General features: G+C 47.3%; 2 protein-coding genes. Both read right to left on the reverse strand.

Translation table 11 applies throughout. The features are described from left to right. A partial coding sequence (locus ACMJ0U_RS00755; protein WP_417127512.1) for a carbohydrate porin occupies window positions 1-694 on the reverse strand: 694 nt, incomplete at its 3' end. Next, complete coding sequence (gene mgtA / locus ACMJ0U_RS00760) at window positions 691-3,345, reverse strand: magnesium-translocating P-type ATPase (RefSeq protein ID WP_417127513.1); 2,655 nt, start codon at window positions 3,343-3,345, stop codon at window positions 691-693. The genes ACMJ0U_RS00755 and mgtA, both read right to left, overlap by 4 nt.

The raw sequence follows: 3,345 nt of genomic DNA on the forward strand, positions 1-3,345 counted from the left end.
TTTTTGGGAGAGTTCCCTCTTCATAGTCCATATGCATGCTGCTATGTAGAGCAAAGCCCACATGATAATTGCTGCCATGGTGTTGATAGTTTAGTGAAGTGATACTGAGTATTCCATCGCTTTGTGGGCAGAACCGGAATACGTTTTCTTTTCCTGCAAACCGGTAGTAACCTTTTCCGTTGTATACCGATGCTTGCAAGGACCATCGAGTGAATTGTAGTTCATAATGCAGCCCGACGGAAGCTATCGGATAATTGGCTATCTGGTAATCGGCAGACAAGGTGGGGAAGATGCCACATGAACTGTTGGTGAATAACGAGGTGACAGGAGAGGTGAAATAGTCTTCATTCAAGTTCCGGATACCGAAAAAGAGTGAGGAATGACCGAACTGTTGCTGGACGCCCAATGTAGCGAGGTCAAGCGGATGGTTTTCTTCTTCAATGTTGGAAAAGGTCTGAAAATCATCAGCCAGTGATTCGCTTCGGGTTCTGGCTGTACTAATGGTGGCGGCTTGTAATGTCGTGTGTTTGCCTAATGAATGAGTGAAATTCAGTCTCAGCAGATTAACCCAGTTACTTCCTTGCTTGAAATCGCTTTGTAGTTCTGTGGTGTAGTTTACCTGGAGTTCCTGAGCTTGGCAACAGTGGGAGGCCCCTGTTGTCAAAGACAGGAATAGTGTCAGGAATTTTGTCATAACCATTTGGTAAAACGATGGATATACCAGTTTTTAATTAGTTGAGTCAGTATGCAGTAGGACAACAGGATGCCGATGAGCCAGGGGAAATAGCTTAATGGCAGTGCTTCTAGTCCGATAGAGCTTCCAAACGGAGTGAAAGGCAGGAGGATACCGATGGCCATAATCAGCAGGGTGAGTCCGGTTACTTGCCAGGAGGCACAACTCTGTATGAAGGGGACTTTCTGGGTGCGTATCATGTGCACAATCAGGGTCTGCGACAACAAGCCTTCGATAAACCATCCGGATTGGAACAGCGTCTGATGTTCCATGCTTTGCCATCCGAACGCATACCACATCACCAGGTAGGTAACGATGTCAAAAATGGAGCTGATGGGGCCGATGAATATCATAAAGCGGCTTAAATCGGAAGCATCCCATTTGCGTGGTTTCAGGAGGTATTCTGCATCCATCCGGTCGAACGGAATTGTGGTTTGCGAAATATCATACAGCAGATTTTGAATCAGCAGATGGATGGGGAGCATGGGCAGGAAGGGGAGGAACGCACTGGCTGCCATTACACTGAACATGTTTCCAAAGTTGGAACTGGCTGTCATCTTGATGTATTTGGTGATGTTGCCAAATGTTTTTCGTCCTTCCAGTACACCGTCTTCCAGTACCATCAGACTTTTCTCCAGCAGGATAATGTCGGCACTTTCTTTGGCAATGTCCACGGCGGAATCTACCGAGATACCGATGTCTGACTGACGTAATGCTGCGGCATCGTTGATTCCGTCGCCTAAGAACCCTACCGTGTGCTGTTGCGCCTGAAGCAGGGTGATGATTTCCGTTTTCTGTATCGGAGTGAGTTTGGAAAATACAGTCGTTTGGTTGACGGCTCTCATTTTTTCTTCTTCACTCATCGTTTCGAACAGAGGGCCTGTCAGCGCGTTGTCGGTGCGGATACCCACTTGACGGGCGATGGTACGTACCACCGCATCGTTGTCGCCAGACAGAATCTTGATTTCAATGCCGTGTTCATGCAATTGCTTGATGGCACTGGCTGCCGACTGCTTGGGAGGATCCAGAAAGGACAGATACCCAATCAGCACCATGTCTTTTTCGTCCTCGATGCGGAAATCACAGGTTTTGTCCAGGTAGCTTTTATGGGCTACAGCAATGACACGCATACCCTGCTTGTTCATCTGCTCGATGATGTCGCGTGCCTTGTTTTTCAGTTCGATGGTCATGGGGTGTACCTCTCCGTCGAATTCAGCATGCGAGCAGATGTCCAGCATTTCCTCTACGGCTCCTTTGGTGATAATCTGTCGTTTCCCTTGACGGTCTTCTACTACTACCGACATTCTTCGCCGGGTAAAATCAAACGGTATTTCATCTACTTTTGTATAATTGTCCTTCAGGTATTCCAAAGACAAGTCTTTTACGTGTGACAGAATGGCTTTGTCCATCAGGTTTTTTAATCCGGTCTGGAAGAAACTGTTGAAATAAGCGTGGCGCAGGATGCGTCGGCTTTCGTCGTTGCTTCCATCGGCGTTGATGTACTTCTCCAGCACAATCTGGTCGCAGGTAAGGGTGCCGGTTTTGTCCGTACAGAGAATGTTCATCGCCCCGAAGTTCTGAATGGCATTCAGGTCTTTTACAATGGTTTTCTTTTTTGACATGGCTACGGCACCTTTGGCCAGATTGGCAGTGACAATCATCGGGAGCATTTCGGGGGTAAGGCCTACAGCTACCGATACGGCAAAGATAAATGCTTCCAGCCAGTCGCCTTTTGTCACACCGTTTACCAGGAAAACGAATGGAATCATGATGAGCATGAATCGTATCAGCAGGAAACTGACTTTGCTGATTCCCTTGTCGAAAGCTGTAGCGGCACGGTGCCCGGCAATGCTGCGGGCAATGGTGCCCAAATACGTACTGTTGCCGGTTGCAAACACGATACCGGTAGCAGATCCGCTGACTACATTGGAACCCATGAAGCAGATGTTTTCCAGCTCAATTACACTTCCTTTGCTGTGCTTGTTTCCTTTGGCTTCCGGACGTTTTTCTATCGGGTCTGATTCTCCCGTCAAAGAAGACTGGCTTACAAACAAATCTTTTGCTTCGATGATACGCATGTCGGCAGGAATCATGTCTCCTGCAGCAATCATGACAATGTCTCCGGGAACCAGGTCGGCTATGTTGATTTCTTCATCTTGGTTACCAGCTCGTCTTACGTAGCAGGTATTGGTCACCATTTTCAGTAGAGCTTCACTGGAGGCATTGGCCTTCCATTCTTGCCAGAAACGCAGTATGCTGCTGGCGATAACCATGGTTAGAATGATTATGATGGCTGTCCAGTCTTGTTCTCCTGGATTGGCCAGCAGCACATCGAGCACAAAAGAAATGATGACCAGGGCCGTGAGTACACCGATAAAAGGATTGATAAAAGCCTTGATGAAAGTAGATACAGGGTTCTTTTTCTGCTCATGTTCCACTTCATTCTTCCCATAGAGAGACTGTCTGGCTTCCACTTCTTCTTGTGTAAGTCCGATACGGCTTGTCTGGAAATAGCTGAAAACTGTGCCTAGTGTCTGGCTTGCTGCTAAAAATACCTTTTCGCCATTGAAGGTGAATGTGGTGCTACTTTTTCTTTTTTTCCACATGATCAT

Origin of the sequence: Phocaeicola sp., from assembly GCF_048170425.1 — a bacterium.
In the GTDB taxonomy this organism is placed as follows: domain Bacteria; phylum Bacteroidota; class Bacteroidia; order Bacteroidales; family Bacteroidaceae; genus Phocaeicola.

Excerpts from the sequence above, each read along its gene's own strand:
- mgtA (WP_417127513.1), bottom strand. The coding sequence starts at position 3,345 with ATGATCATGTGGAAAAAAAGAAAAAGTAGCACCACATTCACCTTCAAT.